Source organism: Pseudonocardia lutea (assembly GCF_042658055.1).
Classification (GTDB): domain Bacteria; phylum Actinomycetota; class Actinomycetes; order Mycobacteriales; family Pseudonocardiaceae; genus Pseudonocardia; species Pseudonocardia lutea.
Genome location: NZ_JBHSQK010000041.1, coordinates 28,565 through 49,468, shown reverse-complemented (window position 1 = coordinate 49,468; position 20,904 = coordinate 28,565). Strand labels below are relative to the sequence as shown.

The window sequence follows — 20,904 nt, the reverse complement described above, 5'->3', positions numbered from 1 at the left end:
GACACCGACACCGGGATCAACCCCGGACCGCCTCGCGCAGCTTCTGGATGGCCGCGCCGACGCCGGACGGGTCCGTGCCGCCGCCCTGGGCGAGGTCCGGCTTGCCGCCGCCCCGCCCACCGACGGCCGGCGCGAAGGCCGGGATCAGCGTGCCGGCGGCCAGCCCCTTGTCGCGGGCCGCGGCGGTGGTGGCCACCACGAACGCGACCTTCGCGCCGTCGGTGGAGAACAGGGCCACGACGCCGGGCTTCGACCCGAGCCGGCCGCGGACGTCCGAGGCCAGGTTGCGCAGGTCGTTGCCGCCCAGGCCGGCGGGCGCCTCGACGGCCACCACGGACACCCCGTCGAGGTCCTCGGCCTGCTCGGCGAGGGTCCCGGCGGAGGCGAGCACGGCCTCGGCGCGGTGCTTCTCCAGGTCCCGCTCCGCGTCCCGCAGCCGCTCGACGAGGCCGTTGATCCGCTCCGGCAGGTCCTCCGGCTTGGCCTTGAGCTGCTCGGCCAGCTGGGAGACGAGCAGGTGCTCCTTGGACATGTGGTCGAACGCGTCGAGCCCGACGAGGGCCTCCACGCGCCGGACGCCGGAGCCGATCGACCCCTCGGACAGCACCTTGATCAGGCCGATCTCGCCGGTCCGGCCGACGTGCGTGCCACCGCAGAGCTCGCGCGAGTAGTCGCCCATGTCGACCACCCGCACGCGGTCGCCGTACTTCTCGCCGAAGAGCATCATCGCGCCGAGCCGCTTGGCCTCGTCCATCGAGGTCTCGTAGGCCTCGACCTCGCGGTTCTGCTGCAGCACCGCGTTGATCTCGCCCTCGACCTCGGCGAGCTGGGTCGGCGTGACGGCGCCGGAGGGCGAGGTGAAGTCGAACCGCAGCCGGCCCGGGGCGTTGAGCGAGCCGGCCTGCGCGGCCGAGGTGCCCAGCGCGCCGCGGACTCCCGCGTGCACCAGGTGCGTTCCGGTGTGGGCGCGGGAGATCGACGCCCGACGGGCCACGTCGATCTCGGCGACGACCGGCGAGTCCACCGTGGCCGTGCCGTTCGTGACGACGCCGCGGTGCACCCGCAGCCCGGCGACCGGCGACTGCACGTCGTCGACCCGGATCGTGAACGAGCCGGACCGCAGCTCGCCGGTGTCCGCCTGCTGGCCACCGGCCTCGGCGTAGAACGGCGTGCGGTTCAGGACGACCTCGACCGACGAGCCCTCGGGCGCGGCCGGGACCGGCTGCCCGTCGACGAGCAGCCCGACGATCGTGCCCTCGGCGGCCAGGTCGGTGTAGCCGAGGAACTCCGTGATGCCGTGGTTGTCCAGCACCGCGCGGTAGACCGAGGCGTCGCCGTGCCCGACCTTGCGGGAGGCGGCGTCCGCCTTCGCCCGGCTGCGCTGCTCCTGCATGAGCGCGGTGAACCGGTCCTGGTCGACCTCGAGCCCCTGCTCGGCGGCCATCTCCAGGGTGAGGTCGATCGGGAAGCCGTAGGTGTCGTGCAGCTGGAAGGCGCGGTCGCCCGGCAGCACGAGCCCGCCGGCCTTCTTGGTCTCCGCGACCGCGGAGTCGAAGATCCGGGAGCCGGCGGTCAGGGTGGAGAGGAAGGCCTCCTCCTCCGCCTCGACGACGGCCGAGATGCGCTCGAAGTCGGTGACCAGCTCGGGATAGGTCGGGGACATCTCGTCCCGCACCACCTCGGCGAAGGCGCGCAGCACCGGCTGGGTCACGCCGAGCAGCCGGGCCGAGCGGACGATCCGGCGCAGCAGCCGGCGCAGCACGTAGCCGCGGCCCTCGTTCGACGGGGTGACGCCGTCGCCGATGATCATCACGCCGGACCGGGCGTGGTCGGCGATGACCCGGAAGCGGGTGTCGTCCTCGGGGCTCGCCCCGTACCGGCGGCCGGACAGCGCCTCCGCCTGCGCGATCACCGGCCGGACCAGGTCGGTCTCGTAGACGTTGGCCACGCCCTGCAACAGGTACGCGACGCGCTCGACGCCCATGCCGGTGTCGATGTTCTTGCTCGGCAGCGTGCCGACCGGCGGGTGGCCGAGCTTCGGGCTCAGCTCACCGCGCTCGTCCTGCATGAAGACGAGGTTCCAGATCTCGAGGTAGCGGTCCTCGTCCGCCTCGGGGCCGCCCTCGCGCCCGTACTCCGGGCCGCGGTCGTAGTAGATCTCCGAGCAGGGACCGCCGGGACCGGGCACGCCCATGTCCCAGTAGTTGTCCTTGCCGCCGCGGCGCTGGATCCGCTCCTCGGGCAGCCCGGCGATCTTCTTCCAGAGCGCGATCGCCTCGTCGTCGTCCTGGTAGACGGTGACCCAGATGCGGTCGGGGTCGAACCCGAACCCGCCCGACGCGAGGTCCCCGGTCACCAGGTTCCAGGCGTGCTCGATCGCCCCGGCCTTGAAGTAGTCGCCGAAGCTGAAGTTCCCGGCCATCTGGAAGAAGGTGTTGTGCCGGGTGGTCCTGCCGACCTCGTCGATGTCGCCGGTGCGCACGCACTTCTGGATCGACGTGGCGCGCGGGTACGGCGCCGGCACGTCGCCGAGGAAGTACGGCTTGAACTGCACCATCCCGGCGTTGACGAACAGCAGGTTGGGGTCGTCGAGGATCAGCGACGCGCTCGGCACGGAGGTGTGCCCGGCCTTGACGAAGTGCTCGGTGAAACGACGGACGATCTCGTGGGTCTGCACGGGTGTCTCTCTCGCGGAGGGTTGGGACGACGGCTCGGTGCGGCAGGGACCGCTCAGGCCCCTGCCCGGCGCGCTCGTCCGCGCGCGCGGGCCGGCTCGTCCTCGGCCACCGCCTCACTGTAGGACGGGACGTGCCCGCCCGTCCGCCGCTCGACGAGGTCGGTCAGCTCCTGCTCGCGGGTGGCCATCCCGGCGCGGACCTCGGCGCCGAAGGCCCCGAGGCCGGCCCCGAGCTCGCGCAGCCCCTCGGCGAGGTCCGCGCCGATGCCTTGCGGGGTGAGCCGCTGCTTCGTCTCGGTGAGGCGGCGGGTGACGTAGGCGCCGGCGGCCGCGCCGGCGCCCAACCAGAACAGCCGCCTCACGTCGCCCTCCCCCGGCGACGGCCGCGCGAGTGCGCCCCGCCGTCCCGGCCGGCGCGGCGGGCCTTGATCGCCTTGTTGAGGCCGTAGGAGAAGGCCGCGGCGCGCACCAGCGGGCCGCCGAGGGTCGCCGTGAACAGCGAGGTCAGCACCGAGACGTTGCTGGTCACGGTCTTGGCGTTCGAGGTGATCCCGTCGACCCGCTCGAGCTGGGTGTTCACGCTGTTGAGCGTGGTGTGCGCGTCGACCAGCAGCGGGGCGCTGCCCTCGTGGGCCTTGCGGATCGCGACGGTCGCCTCGTCGAGCGTCCGACCGAGCTTCAACAGCGGGATCGCGAGCAGCACGACGAGCACCACGAACGCGATCGCCGCGATGAGCGCGGCGATCTGACCAGCCGACACGGACCCCTCCAGCGATCTTGGACTTCCGACCGCCACGGGCGTGGAGATCGGCGGTCAGGCTACTCCCCCGACCACCGGTCCCCACGTCCGGATCAGTCCGGATCAGCCGGTGGTGTCCTCCGGCTCCTCCCCGGTGACCCCGCCGGTCACGACCCCGCCGACGACCCCGCCGACGACCCCGACGACGACCCCGCCGTCCACGGCCCCCGCGACCGCCTCGGCGACCTCACGGGGCAGGCCGCCGGTGACGAGCTGGCGCAGCCGGGCGAGCGCCCGGTGCTGGGTGACGCGCACGGCGCCGGGGGTGGAGCCGACGGTCTGCGCGGTCTCCTCGGCGCTGAGCCCGACGACCACGCGGAGCACGAGGACCTCGCGCTGGCGCTCGGTCAGCACGCCGAGCAGCCCGCCCAGCCGCTGGTTGAGCTCGGCGGTGAGGGCCAGGTGCTCCGGCCCGTCGAGCACCACGCCGGTGTCCGGCACGTCGGCCACGGGCTCGGAGCGGTTGCGGCCGATGGCCCGGAAGGTGTCCGTGACCTTGTGCGCGGCGATGCCGTACACGAAGGCGCGGAACGACAGGCCCTTGACGGTGTAGCCGGGCAGGGCGGCGAGGACGGCGACGCAGACGTCCTGGGCGACGTCCTCGGCCGAGCCGATCACCGTCTCCTGGCGGCCGAGCCGGGCGCGGCAGTACCGCAGCACCAGCGGGCGGATCTCCTCGAGGAGCCGCTCACGGGCCCGCGGGTCGCCCTCGACGGCGGCGGCCACGTACTGCTCGAGCACCGACGGCGCCGGGACCGACCGGCTCCGCCGGCCCTTCGGGGCCCCGACGACGGTGAGGTGCGGGCCCTGGGCGCCTGCGGGCGCCGGGCCGGTGGCGAGCTCCTCCGGCTCGGCGAACGCGGCGCCGAACGGATCCGGGGGCTCGAAGGCGGCCGCGGCGGTCATCGGACCGGTTCCGAGGCAGCGCGGACGAAGGCGTGCATGGGTTCCCCTCCCCTGCGGCGCAGGGGGACCCGCCCACTCCGGCGGACGATGCCCCTCCGCGCCGTGCGCGGTAGTGAGCGGCCGGGGCCCGATGTGCCCGTCGAACCCTGGCCGCGTTGCTCCGGACGGAGCGACCGTGCGACACCCGCCCGGTCGCGCGAGGCGACCCCCGACGGGCCGGTGCCCGTACCCTCCTCCGGACGGCTGTTCGCGGGGCCGTGCCCTGCCTCGCGAGACCGTTTCAGATTCAAGTACGTGGTCACCATCTTGGGTGATCCTCGAAATGGAGTCAAGCCCAACTCGGCGCGTTTCGACTACCGTCCGTCGATGTGACCTCCGGCGGAAGCGGCCGTTCGAGCGATGCTCGGGCGAGGGCGGCGCGGACCAAGCGCGCCCGCACCCGCCGCGCCCTGCTGGACGCCGCCGAGGCCAACTTCGGCGCGCGCGGCTGGAACCGCACGCGCATGGAGGACATCGCGGCCACCGCGGGCGTGAGCCCTGCGACCGCCTACAACCACTTCCCGAGCAAACACGCCCTCATCGGCCACGTCTACGCTCCACTGGTCCATTCACTCGTGCAACAGGCGGAGCAGGACCGGAGGGCCGGACGGCCGGTGCACGACGCACTGCGCGACCAGATCAAGGCCCTGACCAGGACGAGTTGGCGCTACCGCGGCCTGACCGCCGCGTTCTGGTACGCCATCCAGGACTACGTGGGCACGCGCGTCGGCGGGCCGCCGGACCCGGCCGACCTCGGCGACCCGCGGACCCTCGCCCCGGTGCCGGACACGATCCTCGGCCTCCTGCAGGACGGGCAGGCCGCCGGGGAGCTGCGCCCCTACCCCCCGGCCCTGGAGATCAGCGGGATGATCGTCAACCTCCTGCTCATACGCGCGGTGAACCGGCCGCACGAGCCGCCGGAGCAGACGGCCGAGCTGTTACTCACCGTGCTCTTCGGGACACTCAAGCCCGAGCTGCTGTGCGCCGCCACGGCGGACGAGCGGCCGTTCGCCAGCGACCACTGAACGGCCTCACGGGACGGGCGGCCGTCCGGGCACGACGAACGGTCCCGAACGGGTGTATCCGATCCCCCGCTGCGGGCGCGGTCCTTGCCGTACCCCACACGGGGTCGTACCTGTACCGATCATGGAACGTCGCGTGGTGTCCCGCACCGCCACCCTGCTGTCCCTCGCACTCTCCCTCGGCACGGCCGTCGTCCTCGCCGCCGCCCCGGCGGCCGCCTCTCCGGCCGGGCCGACACCCGGTCCCGCAGCTCCCTCCACCCCCGGCTCGACCGGGGCCGGTCCCGGAACCGGCGCCACCGCTTCAGCCGCGTCCGGGTCCGTCGTCCGGCCCGACGGCGCCCGCACCGTCACGCTCTACTCCGGCCCCGTCCGGGTCCGGCGCGACGCGGAGTGGCAGCCGGTCGACCTCACCCTGCGGGCCGGGTCCGACGGCGTCGTGCGGCCCGTCGCGTCCCCGCAGGACCTCACGCTCACGCCGACCGGCCCGTCGGTGCGGTACGCCGGCGGCGGCTCGGCCGCGGTCGTCTGGCCCACTCCCCTGCCCACGCCGCAGCTCGACGGGCCCAGGGCCGTCTACCGACAGGTCCGGCCCGGGTACGACCTCGAGGTCGAGGCGACCCGCGCCGGGTTCGTCGCCTCCGTGCGCAAGGCCGGGACGCCGACCGGCCCCGCCCCGGAGCTGCGACTGACCGGGAACGCCGAGGCCGTGCCGGACGGGTCCGCCCCGCTCACCGAGGCCGAGTCCGCCGTCAGCCGGGTGGTCGCGGCCGCCCCGGTCACCACCGACGCGCCGGTCCCCTTCGACACGACGGCCCAGACCACCGTCCGGAACACCGACACCTCCGGAGACCCGGACCTGCGGCTGGGCAGCTACGACGGGAAGGAGGTCGCCCGCAGCTACCTCACCTTCGCCCTCACCGAGGCCGGGTCGGCGACCGTGCGGTCGGCGACCCTGGACCTCTACCAGACCTGGTCGGCCTCCTGCCGACCGCGCGCCTGGGAGGTGTGGACGCTGCCCGCGGGCACCACGATCGGGCCGAAGCTGCGCTGGGCGAACCAGCCGCAGGGCGAGCGCCTGCGCGCGACGAGCACGGACACCCGGGGCAACGCCGCCGCGTGCGCGCCGGGCTGGAGCAGCGTCGACGTCACCGAGCTCGTGAAGGAGTGGACCGCCGCCGGCGCCACCACCGGCACCGTGATGCTCAAGGCGGCCGACGAGACGGACCCGCTGTCCTGGAAGCGGTTCGCCTCGGCGGAGACGGCGACGGTCCCGCACCTCACCGTCACGCTCGGCTGAGGACCCCCTCCAGGGTGTCGAGGGCCAGGTGCAGGTCCTGCTCCTCGACGACGAGCGGCGGGGAGAGGCGCAGCGTCGGGCCGTGGGTGTCCTTGGTCAGCACCCCGGCCCGCGCGAGCCGCTCGCCCAGCTCGCGCCCGGTCCCGAGCACCGGGTCGACGTCGATCCCGGCCCACAGCCCCACCCCGCGCACGGCGGTCAGGTGCGGCATCGCGCGCAGCCGCGCCTGCAGCACCTCGCCGAGCGCGCGGGTGTGGGCGAGCACCCCGTCGTCGCGCAGGATCCTGATCACCGCGCGGCCGACCGCGCAGGCCAGCGGGTTCCCGCCGAAGGTCGAGCCGTGCTGGCCGGGCCGGAGCACGCCGAGGACGTCCTCGTCGGCCACCACCGCCGAGATCGGCACCACCCCGCCGCCGAGCGCCTTGCCCAGCAGGTAGACGTCCGCCTGCACGCCGCCGAGCCCGCGGGTCGCCAGGACGTGCCCGGTCCGGCCCAGGCCGGACTGCACCTCGTCGGAGATCCAGAGCACCCCGGCGTCCGTGCAGATCTCCCGCACCGCGCGCAGGTAGCCCTCCGGGGGGACGATCACGCCGGCCTCGCCCTGCACCGGCTCGAGGAGCACCGCCACGGTCTCCGGGGTGATCGCGGCGCGCAGGGCCTCCGCGTCGCCGTACGGGACGACGTCGAAGCCCGGGGTGAACGGGCCGAACCCGCCGCGCGCCTCCGGATCGGTGGAGAAGGACACGATCGAGATCGTGCGGCCGTGGAACGCGCGGGCCGCCACGATCACGCGCGCCCGGTCCGCGGGCACGCCCTTGACCTCGTAGCCCCACTTGCGGGCGACCTTGAGCCCGGACTCGACGGCCTCGGCGCCGGTGTTCATCGGCAGCACCATGTCCTTGCCGAGCAGCGCGGCGAGCTCGGTGCAGAACGGGCCGAGCTGGTCGTTGCCGAAGGCCCGGCTGGTCAGCGTCATCCGGTCGAGCTGGGCGTGCGCGGCGGCGAGCAGGGCCGGGTGGCCGTGACCGAAGTTCAGGGCGGAGTAGCCCGCGAGGAAGTCGAGGTAGCGGCGGCCCTCGACGTCGGTCACCCAGGCGCCCTCGCCGGTGGACAGCACGACCGGCAGCGGGGCGTAGTTGTGGGCGGAGTGCTCCGCGAGCATCCGCTCGTGGTGCGCGGTCGCGGACTCGCGCCCGACGGGGGGCTCCGCCTCGGCGGTCGGCTTCGCAGGCTTCGCCTCCGACGTGAGGGTCATGCGCGCACCTCCAACGTGCAGCACTTGGGTCCGCCGCCGCCCTTGAGCAGCTCGGACAGGTCGACGCCCACGGGCTCGTACCCGCGGTCGCGCAGGGCGGCGGCCAACGCGGCCGCCGCGGCGGGGAGGACGACGTGCCGGCCGTCCGACACGGCGTTGAGCCCGAGCACCGCCGCGTCGACCGGCGAGGCGAGCACCGCGTCGGGATAGCGGCCGGCCAGCACCCCGCGGGAGCGCGGCGTGAAGGCCTCGGGCAGGTAGGCGATGTCGTGCCCGGAGAGCACGGCGAGCGCGGTGTCGAGGTGGTAGTAGCGCGGATCGACGAGCTCGAGGCCGAGGACCGGCCGACGCAGCACCCGGGCCGCCTCGGCGTGCGCCCGTGGGTCGGTGCGGAAGCCGCTGCCGGCCAGCACGACGTCGCCGGCCACGAGGAGGTCCCCCTCGCCCTCGTTGACGTACGCCGGCTCGGCGTACGGCCCGATCTCGACCAGCGCCTTGCGGAAGAGCTCGGCCTCCGGGGCGCGCTGGTGATGGCGGAACCGGGCGCCGTAGACCCGGCCGCCGACGACGGTCGCGGCGTTGGCGGCGTAGACCATGTCCGGCAGCCCGGGCTCGGGCTCGACGACGGTCACCTCGTGGCCCAGCGCGAGGTAGGTGCGGCGCAGGGCGTCCCACTGCGCGAGCGCCAGGTCGCGGTCGACCGGAGTGCCCGGGTGCATCCAGGGGTTGATGGAGTACTCGACGGCGAAATGGGTGGGCGGGCACATCACGTAGTGCCGCCGGGTCGGTGTCCGGTCCGGGCTCGCCTCCGGCCGGGTGAGAACGCTGGTCACGGGCCCCCCTCGTCGCGCCGGGAGTCACGTCCTCGGGACTCCCTGCAACGGTAAAGAGGCCTGCGTCACGCCGACAAGCGCGGTTCATTGCCCATTCGCGACGGATCGTTGCGCGATCCGTGGCGGAAACGGCGTTCCGGTGCGTGAGTCAGTGGACGGTCGGCGGCGGCCTGCGGATGAGCGGCGAGAGCACCAGCACGGACTTGGTCCGCTCCACGAACCCTTCGGCGCCGATCTGCTCGAGCACCCGCTCGAAGTGCTGCATGTCCGCGGCGAGGATGCGGACCAGGGCGTCGGCGTCGCCGGAGACCGTGCTCGCGTCGACGACCTCGGCCAGCCCGGCGCAGGCGCGGCGGATCGCCGCCGGCGGGGTCGACGGGCGGCAGTACAGCTCGACGTAACCCTCGACCGCCCAGCCCAGTGACGCCGGGTCGAGGCGCACGGTGAAGGCCGTGATCACGCCGTCGGCGCGCAGCCGGTCCACCCGCCGCTTCACCGCGGAGGCGGACAGCCCGACCTCGGCGCCCAGCTCCGCGAAGCTGCGGCGCGAGTCGGCGACGAGCAGCGTCACGATCTTCTCGTCGAGCGGGTCCCAGCGCACGCGCCCATCTTCGGCCACGATGGCGCCCATGCACCCCACGGACTCGCCGCTCGGGTCCCCGGTCGGCTACCGGGTCGACTCCGAGGTCGGGCGCCTGCGGCAGGTCCTGCTGCACCGCCCGGGCCTGGAGCTCAAGCGGCTCACCCCGGGCAACAAGGACCAGCTGCTGTTCGACGACGTCCTGTGGGTCCAGCGCGCCCAGGAGGAGCACGACGGCTTCGCCGCCCTGCTGCGCGAGCGCGGGATCGAGGTCCACCTGTTCGGCCGGCTGCTGCGCGAGACCCTCGAGCTGCCCGAGGCGAAGGCGTATGCGCTGGACCGCATCTTCGACGACCGGATGTACGGCCCGCTGGCCGTCGACGCCCTGCGCAACCTGTTCGACGCCATGGACGTCGACACCCTGACCGGGTACATGATCGGCGGCATCACCAAGCGCGAGGTGCTCGACCGGATCGACGAGCCGCGCTCGATCGCCTTCCACATCCTCGGGCCGGACGACTTCGTGCTCGAGCCCCTGCCGAACCACCTCTACACGCGCGACACCACGGCCTGGATCCACGGCGGCGTCGCGATCAACAGCATGCGCAAGCAGGCGCGGATGCGCGAGACCGTGCACTACGAGGCCGTCTACCGCTGGCACCCGCTGTTCGCGGGGGCGGAGTTCGACGTCTGGTCCTCGGGCTCGGTCAACGGGCCCGCGACCGTCGAGGGCGGCGACATCCTGGTCCTCGGCGACGGCGCGGTGCTGGTCGGGATGAGCGAGCGGACCCGGCCCGCGGGCGTCGAGCGGCTGGCCCGGTCGCTGTTCGCCGGCGGCGAGGTGGACCGGATCGTCGCGCTGCGGATGCCGCACGGCCGGGCGCTGATGCACCTCGACACCGTGCTGACCATGATCGACCGCGGGACGTTCGTGAAGTACGCGGGGCTCGGGATGCTGCCCTCGTACACGGTGCGGCCGGGCGACTCCGAGAAGGAGATGGTCATGACCGACCATCCGCCGGAGGACATGCACGCCGCCGTCGCCGCCGTCCTCGGGCTGGACTCGATCCGGGTGCTGACCGCCGAGCAGGACGTCCACTCCGCGGAGCGCGAGCAGTGGGACGACGGCTGCAACCTGCTCGCCGTGGCGCCCGGCGTGGTGGTGACGTACGAGCGCAACGTCACCACCAACACCTACCTGCGCAAGCAGGGGATCGAGGTGCTCGACATCCCCGGCGGCGAGCTCGGGCGTGGCCGCGGCGGGCCGCGGTGCATGAGCTGCCCGATCCTGCGCGACCCGGCGTGAAACCCGTCGGGGTACGGGCGAATACGGAGCGTGTAACTACTCCGTCCGGGTGACGCACGCGCGGGTGGACGCGCGGTCCGGAGGCAACGCCCCCCTCGTTGGCGGGGCGTGGCCGCCCTCGACGGACAGCGCACTGAGGTGCGCCTCCCCGGATTCCGGACCGTGCTCCGCGCCCTGCTGGTTCTCGCGGCCGTGGCCGCCCTGACCGGTGCCGGGGTGGCGGCCGCGTCACCGCCGGAACCGAAGGCCGCCGCACCGCTCGCCGCGCCCGCCGCCGTCATGGCGTTGCTCGACGCGCGGACCGCGGCCGGCATGCCCGCCGGACTCGCCGACTACGGGATCGACGGCGAGGTCGTCGACGTCCGGCTGGTCGGCGATCCCTCGCCCGAGGTGACCGCGCTGCTCGCCGGCATCGACCCGGCCCTGCTGCGGGTGGCGACCGGCGCGGGTGTGCCGCACCACCAGGACCTGCGCGGCGGCCAGCGGATCACCGGCGGCACCACCCGGTGCACCCTCGGCTTCTCCGCCGGTGCGGGCGCCCAGGACTGGATCGTCACCGCCGGGCACTGCACCCGGGAGTCCGACGAGTGGCTCGACGACCGCGGGCAGCTCATCGGGGACGGCGCGCGAACCGCGGGCGGGGGGGTCGACGTCGGCGCCGTGCCCGTCACGTCGGACTCGGCGGCACTGCCCGAGGTGGCCTCGGTGCCGGTGCGCGGCACCGTGCCCGCCCCCATCGGCTCCGCGGTCTGCCTCTACGGCAGCACCAGCGGCAAGACCTGCGGCACCGTGACCGCCCGCAACCGCACGGTGAACTTCGACGGCCAGCAGCAGCGAGGGATGGTCGTGGCCTCGATCTGCACCGCCCAGGGCGACTCCGGCGGGCCGTACATCACCGCCGACGGGCAGGCGCAGGGCGTGCACAGCGGTGCGGGCGACGGCTGCACCGCCTACTTCACCCCGATCGACCAGGCACTGAGCTCGCTGGGCCTGACCCTGCGCACCGCCTGAGCCCCCGACGGATCACATGATGGTTCCACAACGCGCAGAAAGGGGGCTTGTGAGCGCGTCATGGTTCGACAACGTGAGTGAGACGGGCTCCTGAGCGCGCTGTGGTTCCGTACTGCGGCCGAGGTCAGCGGCCGCGGACGGCGCGGCGGAGCTTGGGCAGGCGCTCGGCCAGGACCCGCTCGGCGCCGTGCGTCGTGGGCTCGTAGTAGTCCTTTCCGACGAGCTCGTCCGGCGGGTACTGCTGCGCCAGCACCCCGTCCGGCGTGCTGTGCGGGTAGCGGTAGCCCACGGCGTTGCCCAGCTTCTGCGCTCCGGCGTAGTGCCCGTCCCGCAGGTGCGCCGGCACCGCGCCGACCGCGCCGCCCTTCACGTCCGCCATCGCGGCGTCGATCGCCGAGATCACGGCGTTGGACTTCGGCGCGGTGGCGAGGTGCACCGTGGCCTGCGCCAGGGCGAGCCGGGCCTCCGGCATGCCGACGAGCTGCACCACCTGCGCCGCCGCGGTGGCCGCCTGCAGCGCGGTGGGATCGGCGAGCCCGATGTCCTCGCTCGCGTGCACCATCAGCCGCCGCGCGATGAACCGCGGGTCCTCCCCCGCGACGATCATCCGGGCCAGGTAGTGCAGCGCCGCGTCCGCGTCCGACCCGCGGATCGACTTGATGAAGGCGCTGATCACGTCGTAGTGCTGGTCGCCGGCGCGGTCGTACCGGACGGCGACCTCGGTGACCGCCCGCTCCACCGCGGCGAGGTCGACGACCCCGGTGCCGTCGGCGAGCACGCCGTCCGCCGCCGCCTCGAGCGCGGTGAGGGCGCGGCGCGCGTCCCCCGCGGAGAGCCGGACCAGCGCGGCCTCGCCGTCCTCGGCCAGGGTCACCGCGCCGTTCAGGCCCTGCGGGGCGCCGACCGCCCGGCGCAGGACCTCGCGGACCTCGTCCTCGTCGAGCGACTGCAGCTGCAGCACGAGCGAGCGCGACAACAGCGGCGAGACGACCGAGAAGGACGGGTTCTCCGTGGTCGCCGCGACGAGCAGCACCACCCGGTCCTCGACCGCGCCGAGCAGCGCGTCCTGCTGGGTCTTGGAGAAGCGGTGCACCTCGTCGATGAACAGCACGGTGGAGCCGCCGTGGTAGTCCCGGCGGCGCCGCGCGTCGTCGATCACGGCGCGCAGCTCCTTCACCCCGGCGGACAGCGCGGACAAGGCGACGAAGTGCCGCTCGCCCGCCCGGGCCATCAGCCGGGCGAGCGTGGTCTTGCCGGTGCCGGGCGGCCCGTAGAGCAGCACGGACGCCGGTGCGCCGCCCTCGAGCAGCCGGCGCAGCGGGGCGCCCGGCTTGAGCAGGTGCCGCTGCCCGACGACCTCGTCGAGCGAGCGCGGCCGCATCCGCACGGCGAGGGGTGCACCCGGGGCCGGGCGCGCCTCCTCCCCGGCGGCCTCGGAGGACCCGAGGGGCTCGCCGATGTCGAACAGACCGTCGGATGCAGCACTCATCGGTGTCCAGGGTGCCACCCGGCACCGACGGTTCCGGCACGAGCCGGGGCGCGTGTCAGGACTGCAGCTCCTGCACCAGCGTCGGCGTGCCGACCTGGGGGTTCTCCCTGTTGCGCAGTGAGGCGTAGGTGACGACGGCGACGCCCGCGGCCGCCAGGGTCACGGGCAGGGTCAGGATGTTGACGATGAGCGACCGCGCCACGCTGTCCGGCTGGGTGAAGGTGCTGACGATGGCGTTGATGATCCCGCTGTAGACGGCCGCCGCGATCGCGAAGGTGAGCAGCCTGCCGAACGTGCCCCAGAACTGGCGGTTGACCAGCTCGAACGTGCGGCCGATCCCGGCCCGCTCGTACATGATCACCCCGGTCAGCGCGGCGACGAACACCACGCTCAGGTAGATGCCCGGGATGATCAGCAGCAGGAACCCGATGAAGATCAGGATGCCGGCGAGGATGCCCCAGCCGAGCAGCGGCAGGGCGCGCCGGGCCGCGAACGACAGCGCCTCGCCGGCACCGACCGGCTGTTCGGCGGCCTGCCGGGTCACGACGTAGACGGAGGCTCCCTGCGCCAGCAGGGACACGGCCACCACGATGATCAGCGAGAGGCCGCCGCCGACCGCCACCCCGACCCAGCCGCCGCCGGCGGCCACGATGACCGCGATCAGCGCGCCGACGATGAGCGCCGGCAGCGCCGTGGCGATCTGGATCAGCAACAGCGGCTGCCAGCTGCGCCGCAGCACCGCGAGGACCTTCGTCCACCAGTCGGAGAAGTCGGCCGCGACGAGCGGGTCCGCGAGCGGGGCGGGCGCCCCGCCCGGATACTGGGCCGGCTGACCCGGCCCGTAGCCGTAGGGCTGCTGCCCGTACCCCTCGGGTCCGTATCCCTGCTGCCCGTAGCCCTGCTGCCCGTAGCCCTGCTGCCCGTAGCCCTGCTGCCCGTAGCCCTGCTGCCCGTAGCCCTGCTGCCCGTAGCCCTGCTGCCCGTAGCCCTGCTGCCCGTAGCCCTGCTGCCCGTAGCCCTGCTGCCCGTAGCCCTGCTGCCCGTAGCCCTGCTGCCCGTAGCCCTGCTGCCCGTAGCCCTGCTGCCCGTAGCCCTGCTGCCCGTAGCCCTGCTGCCCGTAGCCCTGCTGCCCGTAGCCCTGCTGCCCGTAGCCCTGCTGCCCGTAGCCCTGCTGCCCGTAGCCCTGCTGCCCGTAGCCCTGCTGCCCGTAGCCCTGCTGCCCGTAGCCCTGCTGCCCGTAGCCCTGCTGCCCGTAGCCCTGCTGCCCGTAGGCGGGCTGGCCGTATCCCTGCTGGCCGTAGCCGGCCGGTGGCGGGTAGCCCTGGCCGTACTGCCCCTGGCCGGACTCCCCCTGGCCGGGCGCCTGGCCGTACTGTCCCGCGCCGGGCGCCTGCCCGTACTGGCCGGACTCGGGCCCGTACCCCGGGGTCGCCTGGCCGGGCCGGGGCGCGCCGTAACCGCCCTCTCCGTACCCCCCCGGTGGCGGGGCGCCCTGACCGGCGGCGGGCGGGTGGCCGCCGGGCGGCTCCTGCCCGGCCGGCTGGGGCGGGGCGGAGCCGGGCTGCGGGGCGCCCTGCTCGCCGTGCTGGTGGCGGTCGTCGCCCGGCGGGTTGCTCATACCGGGCAAGGTAGAGGGTTCGCCCACGTCGGTCACCGGGCCGGAAGTCCCGTGATCGATTCGCAATCAGACTCCTTCTCCCACCATCTGAGAAGCGGGTTCCGCATCGCAGGACAGAAGGAGCAGTATCGGTACGGGCGCCGGTCCACCCTGCCGCGCCCGCGCTCCGCGGACGACCCCGCGGGACGGCCCGGCCTCCCGGCCACCACCCGGGAGTGCCCGGCCCCCGCCCCTGCCCCCACCTCTCCGCGAGGCCACCATGACCAGCACCGATCTCCGTCCCACTCCGACCAGGACACCCCCCGTCACGCTCGCCTCCCGGCTCGCCGCGCTCCGCGGCTCGGCCATCCGCGACCTGCTCACCCTCACCGCGCGCGACGACGTGCTGAGCCTCGCGGGCGGGCTGCCCGCCGCCGACCTCATGCCGCGGGAGCGCATCGCCGCGGCGGCCGACCGGGCGCTCCGCTCCCCCGCCGCCGTGCAGTACTCCGAGACGGCCGGGCTCGCCCACCTGCGCGAGGTCGTGGCCGCGCACGAGTCCGGACGGACCGGGCGGCCGGTCGCGCCCGGCGAGGTCGTCGTGACGAGCGGGTCCCAGCAGGCCCTGGACCTGCTCGCCCGCGCCCTGCTCGACCCGGGCGACCCGGTGGCGGTCGAGGACCCGGTGTACGTCGGGGCGCTGCAGGTCCTGCAGGCCGCGGGCGCCGCCGTCCACCCGCTCCCGCTCGACGCCGAGGGGATGCGTGTCGACCTGCTGGCCGAGCGGCTCGCCGCCGGCTTCCGGCCCCGGCTGGTGCACACCGTGTCCAGCTTCCACAACCCGCGCGGTGTCACGATGAGCCAGGAGCGCCGCCGCGCCCTGGCCGGGCTCGCCGAGCGGTACGGCTTCCTCGTCGTCGAGGACGACCCGTACGGCCTGCTGTCCTTCGACGGTGCGCCACCCCGCCCACTGGCCGCGCACGGCGAGCACGTCGTCCGGTTGGGCAGCGCGTCGAAGGTGCTGGCCCCGTCGTTGCGGGTCGGCTGGCTGGTCGCGCCGCCGGTGCTGGCCGCGGCCGTCGAGCGGCTCAAGCAGTCGACGGACCTCTGCGGCTCGTCGCTGACCCAGATGATCACCGCCGAGCTGCTGGCCGACGAGCCGTGGTTCGCCGCGCACGTCGCGGGCGTCCGGCGGGAGAACCGGGGCCGCGCCGCGGCGCTGACCGCGGCCGTCGACGCCGAGTTCGGGTCCGCCGTCACCCGGTCGACACCGACCGGCGGCATGTTCTGCTGGCTGGAGTTCGCCGACGGCACCGACACGGCGGCGCTGCTGCCGCACGCGCTCGAGCACGGGGTCGGCTACGTGCCGGGGAACGCCTTCGCGGTCGACGGCGGCACCGGCCTCCGTTCGGCGGCCCGGCTCTGCTTCGCGACCTACCCACCCGATCTGCTGACCGAGGCCGTCCGGCGGCTCGCCCGCGCCTCCCGCCGGCGCGACTCCTGAGTAGGGTCGGGGACCGTGCGCGAGATCCTGGAGCTGCTGGAACGGGACGCGTCGCTGAGCCACGACACCCTGGCCACCATGGTCGGTCGGCCCGTCGCCGAGGTGTCGGCGCAGATCGCGGCGTGGGAGGAGGCCGGCGTGATCCGCCGGTACAAGGCGGTGGTCGACTGGGAGAAGGTCGACGGCTCGGAGGCCACCGAGGTCACCGCGTTCATCGACGTCGCGGTGGCGCCCGCCCGCGGCGTCGGCTTCGACGACGTCGCTGAGCGGATCTCCCGGTTCGACGAGGTCCGCAGCTGCTACCTGGTCTCCGGCGGGCACGACCTGCGGTGCACCGTCGTCGGGTCGAACATCCGGGCGGTCAGCGACTTCGTCAGCCGCAAGCTGTCCACGATCGACCGGGTCACGGCGACGGCCACGCACTTCGTGCTCCACACGCACAAGCGCGACGGCGACACCTTCTTCGAACCCGAACCCGACCACCGGCTGCGGGTGACCCCGTGAGGGCCGCCCGATGAAGCCGCTCAACGACGTCATCGCCGCCTGCCCGCCGTCGGGCATCCGGCGGTTCTTCGACATCGCCGCCGAGATGGACGACGTGATCTCCCTCGGCGTGGGCGAGCCGGACTTCGTCACCCCGTGGCGGATCCGCGAGGCGGGCATCTACGCCCTCGAGCACGGCTACACGACCTACACCTCGAACGCGGGCCTGCCCGAGCTGCGCCGGCTGATCTGCGCGGATCTGGAGAAGCGGTATGCCGCGCGGTACGCGTGGGACACCGAGTGCCTGATCACCACCGGGGTGTCCGAGGGGCTGGACCTGGCGCTGCGGGTGCTGCTCAACCCCGGCGACGAGGTGGTCGTGCCGGAGCCCTGCTACGTCGCCTACGAGCCGTGCGTGTCCTTCGCCGGGGGCACCCCCGTCCGCGTCGCCACGCGGTGGGAGGAGGACTTCGCGATCGACCCGGCCGCGGTCGAGGCGGCGATCACCCCGCGCACCAAGGCGATCCTGATCGGCTCCCCCGCGAACCCGACGGGCGCGGTCCAGCCGCGGTCGGCGCTGGAGGGCCTGGTCCGGCTGGCCGAGAGGCACGACCTGTACCTGATCTCCGACGAGATCTACGACCGGCTCACCTACGACGACACCCACGTCTGCCTGGGCGCGCTGCCGGGCGCCCGGGAGCGGACCGTCGTGCTCGGCGGGTTCTCCAAGGCCCAGGCGATGACCGGCTGGCGGGTCGGCTGGATCTGCGCACCGCGGGCCGTGGCCGAGCTGTGCGTGCGGGTGCACCAGTACACGATGCTGTGCGCCCCGCACGTCTCGCAGATCGCGGCCGTCGAGGCGCTCGAGGAGGCCGACGGGGACGTCCGGGAGATGGTCGCCGACTACGACCGCCGGCGCCGGGTGTTCGTGAAGGGCCTGCGGGAGATCGGGCTGGAGTGCCCGGAGCCGGGTGGCGCCTTCTACGCGTTCCCGTCCATCCGGTCCTCCGGGCTGGACTCGGAGACCTTCGCCGAGCGGCTGCTCCACGAGGAGAGCGTGGCCGTGGTGCCCGGCAACGTGTTCGGCCCCTCCGGCGAGGGCCACATCCGGTGTTCGTACGCGACGGCGTTGCCGCAGCTGGAGGAGGCGCTCGTCCGCATCGACCGGTTCCTCGGCTCGCTGCGGTGAGATCACGACCGTCGCCCGATCGCAACACTGTGCGGCGTGGCGTTCACAGCACGGCAACGCGTTCGGGGCATCCTTCGGTGGCATGGACGACGGCAAACCTGTCACCGCCTTCCCCACCCACTCCTGCACCGCGTGCGCCTGCCCCCGCACGCCGGGCGACGTCCGCGGCCTCGCCTGGAGCAGCCACCACGTCGGCGGCGTGATCCGCTGGGTCTGCGGGCCCTGCACCCGCGCCCACCTGTTCGAGATCGAGACGGGGCAGCCGGTCGTCGCCCCGGCCGCCCTTCCCCGGTCCGCCTAGACCGGGCCCTGCTCACGGGCGGTCAGGCGGCCGGCGCCCGCCCGCCCGTGAGCAGGCCGTGCAGGATCACCGGGCCGAGGTCCCGCCCGCGGCGCACCAGCCAGGGCGTGCCGCGGACCACGATCCACGCCGCCCGGTGGAACGCGGTGATCTCGCGCCCGCCCCCGCAGGCGATCGGCACGGGCTCGGGCACCGCGAAACCCGAGCCCGCGAGCAGGTCGCCGGCGGCGCGGGCCAGCAGGCGGTGCCCCAGCTCCGAGGGGTGCAGCCGGTCGACGCTCCAGGCCGCGCGCTCGTAGCCGCCGGGCAGCAGGTGCAGGTCGAGCACCCCCATGGCGTGCCCGTCCGCGGTCGCCTCCGCGATCGCCGTGTCGATCGCCGTGTTCAGCGCCGTCACCCGGTTCCGCAGCGCGGCCCGCAGCCGCCCCGGCAGCCGGAACACGCGGGTGTGGTCGTGGTAGCGCAGGACCACCGGGAAGCTGCCGGCCGCGCCGAGCTCCCCCAGGGTCGCGGCCAGGTCGGTGCGGATGCCGGCCGGGTCGAAGTCCGAGCGCAGGGTGTCGTTCATCCCCGCGCAGATCACCGCCGCCTCGGGCCGCGCGGGCAGGACCGCGGCGAGCTGGGCGCCGCGGACCTCGGCCATCCGGGCGCCGGTGCGGGCGGGGTTCAGCAGCCGGGTGCCGGGGCCGAGGGCGTCGCGGAGCAGCACGGGGAACCCCCGCCAGCCGCCGCCGGGCAGCGGGTCCCCCAGCCCGACGGCCGTCGAGTCGCCGAGGGTGGCCAGGGTGGTGACGGTCCGCGGCGGGAGGGTCGCGGGGGTCGGGAGGGCACGGACGGGTCGCACGCTCTGCACGGACACGAGCGCATGATCGGGTCGCGGGGCTCCGAGGCGGTGTGCGCGTGGTGACGGGTCGCCGACGGCTCCGCGAACACCCGCCCCCGGGCCGCGTCAGATCCCTCCTGCGGCCCTTCCGGCGCCGCTCAGACGCGGCTGCGGAAGGCGGGGTAGACCGGCAGCCGGCCGGCGCCGTTGTCCGAGGGGTCCTCGAACCGGTGCTGCAGGGCGCCCGCCATCCGCTCGGCCAGCTCGACCGTGGCGGGCCGGCGCCCGCCCTCGGCGGCCGCGCTCGCGAGCCGCCGCCAGTAGTCGGCCAGGGCGGCCCCGATCCGCGGCGACCGCCCGGGGTCGACGCCGATGCGCGTGTCGCCCGCGGCGACCCGCGGCAACAGCCACCAGGTGCACAGCCAGACCCACAGCAGCTGGGCGTCGAGCAGCCGGGCCCGCAGCAACGCAGGGTCGTCGAGGTCCGGCCAGACGGTGGCGATCTCGTTGCGCCAGGCCTCGAGCATGGCGTCGGCCATCCCGTCGGGCAGCGCGAAGCTGGACTCGCAGGCCGGGAAGGGGACGCGGAAGTAGGCGGCGTCGAGCGCGACGTCCCGGAAGCAGCCCCACTCGAAGTCGACGAACCGCACCCCGCGGCCGGTCACGAGATTGTTGTCCGGGCAGGTGTCCGACGGGCTGAAGGCGCGGTAGCGCGTCCCGCCCAGCAGCCGCGCGGTCTCCCGGGCCTCGGTCTCGGCGGCCGCGCTGACCGTCACGCCCAGGATCCCGGCGACCATCTCGGGCACCCCGGCGAAGGCGGCCCGCGCCTCGTCCGCGATCGGGTCCCGGCGGGCCTTCTCCCCCAGGCGGCGCAGCAGGGCGCCGAAGTCGTTCTCCCGGCCCGCCGTGGCGGCCTGCATCCGGCCGAGCGCCCGGGCCCAGCTCAGCAGGCAGCGTTGTGCGGCGACCGGGTCGGGCGCGAAGAGCATGTCGGCCAGGGTGGAGCTGCGGCCCAGGTCCTCCAGCACCAACAGCCGGGTCGACGGGTCGTGCGCGATGAGCACCGGGCTGGGCCGGGTGTCGGCCGGGAGCGCGGTGAACAGCTGGCAGCTCGCGACCTCGAAGTGGAAGGGATCGGGGCGCGCCGGATCCGGCTCCCCCACGTACTGCTTCACGACGAGGGTGCGCGGCAGCGAGAACGGGTTGCGCGCCACCCGGGCGCGCGCCACCACCGACCGTTCGCTGCCGCCGAGGTCCTCGGGATCGGCGAGGACCACGGTGGCCCCGGCCCGCCGGGTGAGCAGGCGTTCCGCCGCGGCCAACGCGGTGAGCACGGGCCTGGGGAAGTCGGCCAGGTCACGTGACATCGTCATCGACCCTACCCCGAGGACAGGGCCCGGCCGGCGTCCCTGCGCCGTCGGGAGCGTCGCGCCACGAGCAGCACGAGCGCGGCCGCGACCACGATCCCGACCAGGTTCACCGCCAGCTGCAGTGCCGACAGCCCCGACTCGCGCCAGCGCCCCTCGACCGCCGCGACCGAGGCGAACGCGGCCGCGGGCACGGTGGTGACCGAGATGAACACCCGGCGCGGCCGCCTCGGCCGCGTCCGCGGCATCGCTCAGGACGGTGTCGAGGACCTCGAGGGTCACCGCACCGTCGTGGTCCAGCCCGAGGTCGCGCAGCCGACCGAGCAGGGCGTCGGCGCACTCACGGGCGACATCGGCTTCGAGGACGTCGCCCGCCGGGCGCACCGCCGCGCCCGGCAGGACGATCAGGTGGGCGACGCCCGG

Annotated in this window: 19 protein-coding genes and 1 pseudogene; 8 read left to right on the top strand and 12 right to left on the bottom strand. The window is 74.5% G+C overall.

Features of this window, described 5'->3' with window-relative positions:
- Positions 1–16 precede the first annotated feature (16 nt).
- From alaS to shbA, 4 genes and pseudogenes are all read right to left on the bottom strand, one after another.
- Positions 17–2,677 carry an alanine--tRNA ligase gene (gene alaS, locus ACFQH9_RS17005; RefSeq protein ID WP_379567109.1) on the bottom strand — a complete coding sequence of 887 codons (2,661 nt, stop codon included), beginning with the start codon at positions 2,675–2,677 and terminating at the stop codon, positions 17–19.
- A gap of 53 nt (positions 2,678–2,730) precedes the next feature.
- Positions 2,731–3,039 carry a hypothetical protein gene (locus ACFQH9_RS17000; protein WP_379567108.1) on the bottom strand — a complete coding sequence of 103 codons (309 nt, stop codon included), beginning with the start codon at positions 3,037–3,039 and terminating at the stop codon, positions 2,731–2,733.
- A complete protein-coding gene (locus tag ACFQH9_RS16995; RefSeq protein ID WP_379567107.1) occupies positions 3,036–3,437 on the bottom strand; it encodes a DUF948 domain-containing protein in 402 nt (133 codons plus the stop codon). The genes ACFQH9_RS17000 and ACFQH9_RS16995 overlap by 4 nt, the downstream gene beginning before the upstream one ends.
- 252 nt (positions 3,438–3,689) lie before the next feature.
- Positions 3,690–4,382 (bottom strand): annotated as a pseudogene (gene shbA, locus ACFQH9_RS16990) (RNA polymerase sigma factor ShbA); the annotation flags it as partial.
- A gap of 368 nt (positions 4,383–4,750) precedes the next feature.
- On the opposite strand from shbA, the gene ACFQH9_RS16985 reads away from it, so the two are divergent.
- Together ACFQH9_RS16985 and ACFQH9_RS16980 are read left to right on the top strand one after the other, a co-directional pair.
- The gene (locus ACFQH9_RS16985; protein WP_379567106.1) at positions 4,751–5,446 is read left to right on the top strand and encodes a TetR/AcrR family transcriptional regulator; all 696 of its coding nucleotides are present in this window, start codon (positions 4,751–4,753) and stop codon (positions 5,444–5,446) included.
- Positions 5,447–5,579: 133 nt separating this feature from the next.
- Complete coding sequence (locus ACFQH9_RS16980; protein WP_379567105.1) at positions 5,580–6,743, top strand: DNRLRE domain-containing protein; 1,164 nt, start codon at positions 5,580–5,582, stop codon at positions 6,741–6,743.
- Here the strand turns inward: ACFQH9_RS16980 and rocD are convergent.
- The 3 genes from rocD to ACFQH9_RS16965 all read right to left on the bottom strand — a co-directional run bounded on the left by rocD (position 6,730) and on the right by ACFQH9_RS16965 (position 9,432).
- Positions 6,730–7,905, bottom strand: a complete 1,176-nt coding sequence (rocD, locus tag ACFQH9_RS16975; protein WP_379567151.1) for an ornithine--oxo-acid transaminase — start codon at positions 7,903–7,905, stop codon at positions 6,730–6,732. The genes ACFQH9_RS16980 and rocD overlap by 14 nt on opposite strands.
- A gap of 89 nt (positions 7,906–7,994) precedes the next feature.
- Positions 7,995–8,831 (bottom strand): dimethylargininase, encoded by an 837-nt coding sequence (ddaH, locus tag ACFQH9_RS16970; RefSeq protein WP_379567104.1) that lies wholly within the window; start codon positions 8,829–8,831, stop codon positions 7,995–7,997.
- A gap of 148 nt (positions 8,832–8,979) precedes the next feature.
- Positions 8,980–9,432 carry an Lrp/AsnC family transcriptional regulator gene (locus tag ACFQH9_RS16965; protein ID WP_379567103.1) on the bottom strand — a complete coding sequence of 151 codons (453 nt, stop codon included), beginning with the start codon at positions 9,430–9,432 and terminating at the stop codon, positions 8,980–8,982.
- A 28-nt stretch (positions 9,433–9,460) separates the two neighbouring features.
- Between ACFQH9_RS16965 and ACFQH9_RS16960 the strand changes: the two genes are divergently transcribed.
- Both ACFQH9_RS16960 and ACFQH9_RS16955 read left to right on the top strand, forming a co-directional pair.
- Entirely contained in the window at positions 9,461–10,717 is a 1,257-nt protein-coding gene (locus ACFQH9_RS16960) for an arginine deiminase (protein ID WP_379567102.1), read from the top strand.
- A 138-nt stretch (positions 10,718–10,855) separates the two neighbouring features.
- Positions 10,856–11,728 (top strand): S1 family peptidase, encoded by an 873-nt coding sequence (locus tag ACFQH9_RS16955; protein ID WP_379567101.1) that lies wholly within the window; start codon positions 10,856–10,858, stop codon positions 11,726–11,728.
- A gap of 124 nt (positions 11,729–11,852) precedes the next feature.
- Here the strand turns inward: ACFQH9_RS16955 and ACFQH9_RS16950 are convergent, their stop codons facing one another.
- Both ACFQH9_RS16950 and ACFQH9_RS16945 read right to left on the bottom strand, forming a co-directional pair.
- On the bottom strand, positions 11,853–13,217 hold the full coding sequence (locus tag ACFQH9_RS16950) for a replication-associated recombination protein A (protein WP_379567100.1): 1,365 nt from the start codon (positions 13,215–13,217) through the stop codon (positions 11,853–11,855).
- A 55-nt stretch (positions 13,218–13,272) separates the two neighbouring features.
- Entirely contained in the window at positions 13,273–14,835 is a 1,563-nt protein-coding gene (locus ACFQH9_RS16945) for a hypothetical protein (protein ID WP_379567099.1), read from the bottom strand.
- Positions 14,836–15,094: 259 nt separating this feature from the next.
- Here ACFQH9_RS16945 and ACFQH9_RS16940 point away from each other — a divergent pair, with 259 nt between their 5' ends.
- The 4 genes from ACFQH9_RS16940 to ACFQH9_RS16925 all read left to right on the top strand — a co-directional run bounded on the left by ACFQH9_RS16940 (position 15,095) and on the right by ACFQH9_RS16925 (position 18,291).
- Positions 15,095–16,318, top strand: a complete 1,224-nt coding sequence (locus tag ACFQH9_RS16940) for an aminotransferase-like domain-containing protein (protein WP_379567098.1) — start codon at positions 15,095–15,097, stop codon at positions 16,316–16,318.
- Between the two features lie 15 nt (positions 16,319–16,333).
- Complete coding sequence (locus ACFQH9_RS16935; protein ID WP_379567097.1) at positions 16,334–16,822, top strand: Lrp/AsnC family transcriptional regulator; 489 nt, start codon at positions 16,334–16,336, stop codon at positions 16,820–16,822.
- A 10-nt stretch (positions 16,823–16,832) separates the two neighbouring features.
- Positions 16,833–17,990: an aminotransferase class I/II-fold pyridoxal phosphate-dependent enzyme gene (locus tag ACFQH9_RS16930; protein WP_379567096.1), complete on the top strand. Its 1,158-nt coding sequence runs from the start codon at positions 16,833–16,835 to the stop codon at positions 17,988–17,990.
- A gap of 82 nt (positions 17,991–18,072) precedes the next feature.
- Positions 18,073–18,291, top strand: a complete 219-nt coding sequence (locus tag ACFQH9_RS16925; protein ID WP_379567095.1) for a hypothetical protein — start codon at positions 18,073–18,075, stop codon at positions 18,289–18,291.
- 22 nt (positions 18,292–18,313) lie between these two features.
- Here ACFQH9_RS16925 and ACFQH9_RS16920 read toward each other — a convergent pair whose 3' ends face one another.
- The 3 genes from ACFQH9_RS16920 to ACFQH9_RS16910 all read right to left on the bottom strand — a co-directional run bounded on the left by ACFQH9_RS16920 (position 18,314) and on the right by ACFQH9_RS16910 (position 20,729).
- Positions 18,314–19,150, bottom strand: coding sequence for a GDSL-type esterase/lipase family protein (locus ACFQH9_RS16920; RefSeq protein ID WP_379567094.1), 837 nt, complete (start codon positions 19,148–19,150; stop codon positions 18,314–18,316).
- A 122-nt stretch (positions 19,151–19,272) separates the two neighbouring features.
- Positions 19,273–20,481 (bottom strand): hypothetical protein, encoded by a 1,209-nt coding sequence (locus ACFQH9_RS16915; RefSeq protein ID WP_379567093.1) that lies wholly within the window; start codon positions 20,479–20,481, stop codon positions 19,273–19,275.
- Positions 20,482–20,492: 11 nt separating this feature from the next.
- Positions 20,493–20,729 carry a DUF389 domain-containing protein gene (locus ACFQH9_RS16910; protein ID WP_379567092.1) on the bottom strand — a complete coding sequence of 79 codons (237 nt, stop codon included), beginning with the start codon at positions 20,727–20,729 and terminating at the stop codon, positions 20,493–20,495.
- Between the last annotated feature and the right edge of the window lie 175 nt (positions 20,730–20,904).